Genomic DNA, 1,237 nt, shown 5'->3' with positions numbered 1-1,237 from the left:
CTGACGGCGGTGGTGTGACGGCTCGCTCAGTCGCCGACGAACAGGAGCGCGACGAGCCGGCCATCGAGCATTGGCGGCGTCATCAGTGGCCCGCGACAAAAGAGTCGCGCGCAGGCTGGGTGCGTGGATCTGTTTCGTCGACGAGTCCGGACTGTCGCTGAGACCAGCCAGGGCCCGTACCTGGGCCCGGCGCGGCAAGACCCCGATCGTTCGCGTCGCCGATCGTGGCGGGCGCTCTCGCCTTGACAGTGTTCCTGGAACACCGGTTGAACTGGGAGACACGACAGGGGGAGATCACATGAGCATGGAGTTTCTGCACCCGGACGAATTGCTACGGCCGACCGACTACTGGCCGGCCGCTGTCGCAACCGGATCCCGGCTGATCCTGCTGGCCGGACAGGCCGGCGTCACCCCGGACTTCAGGCCCGCCGCACCGGATCTGAGTGTTCGAGGCGCGGTCCGCGCCTGAGCCGTTGCGGTGTGCAAACCCTGCACACGTACGCCCGCCGATTTCGGCATCGTCGACCGGACGTCAGCGAGAACATTCCAAAAATTCGCAGAACCACGACCAATCGCGGAGACAGTCACGCTCTCTACACCGCTCGACCGTCAGCTCATCTCGATGAAGCCTCTCACCGTGCCCACCACCGGCCGCAGTGCCCCACTTCAGGTCAAGGTCACAGCGCCGGCCGACGGCGAAAAGTTGCCCATCATCGTCTTCTCCCACGGCAATGCCTGGTCGATGGACGGATACGAGCCAGTGGCGTCCCTGATAGTGGTGTAACGCGATCGACGTGATCGTCGGGCGGCCCGTCTGCGGGCTGAACGAAGAGCGCGGTCATCGCGTGATCTTTCGAGTGAACCTCTCACAGCACTCTCGAAAGGGCTCTATCGCGATGACCGCACCTCACATCATCAACCCTGCCGGGCTGTTGGACCAAGCTCTCGGCGACGCGTCGCCGGATCTGATGCGGCACTTGCTGTCCACGGTGATCAACTCGCTGTTGTCGGCCGACGCGGACGCGGTCTGCGGCGCCGAGTACGGGGCCGTGTCACCGGAGCGGGTCAACTCCCGTAACGGCTACCGCCATCGTGACCTGGACACCCGCGTCGGCACGATCGACGTCGCGGTCCCGAAACTGCGCCAAGGCACGTATTTCCCCGATTGGCTGCTCGAGCGGCGTAAGCGGGCCGAGGCCGCCCTGGTGAGCGTGGTCGCGACCTGCTACCTGCTCGG

Annotated in this window: 2 protein-coding genes and 1 pseudogene; all 3 read left to right on the top strand. The window is 65.3% G+C overall.

All coding sequences use genetic code 11. The annotated features are described in order from the left end of the window. Positions 1 to 214: pseudogene (locus DMB66_RS65105) on the top strand (hypothetical protein); the annotation flags it as partial. Positions 215 to 298: 84 nt separating this feature from the next. After that, positions 299 to 469: a hypothetical protein gene (locus DMB66_RS62180; protein WP_158647738.1), complete on the top strand. Its 171-nt coding sequence runs from the start codon at positions 299 to 301 to the stop codon at positions 467 to 469. Positions 470 to 896: 427 nt separating this feature from the next. Beyond that, on the top strand, positions 897 to 1,237 hold a 341-nt coding region (locus DMB66_RS59175; protein WP_199753298.1), incomplete at its 3' end, for a transposase.

The sequence above is a fragment of the Actinoplanes sp. ATCC 53533 genome, assembly GCF_003947245.1.
The sequence above is the reverse complement of the archived record's forward strand: the minus strand, read 5'-3'. Positions and strand labels throughout refer to the sequence as shown.

What these genes read in the sequence shown, in the direction of transcription:
- DMB66_RS62180 (WP_158647738.1), top strand. Translation starts at nt 299, where the DNA reads ATGAGCATGGAGTTTCTGCACCCGGACGAATTGCTACGGCCGACCGAC.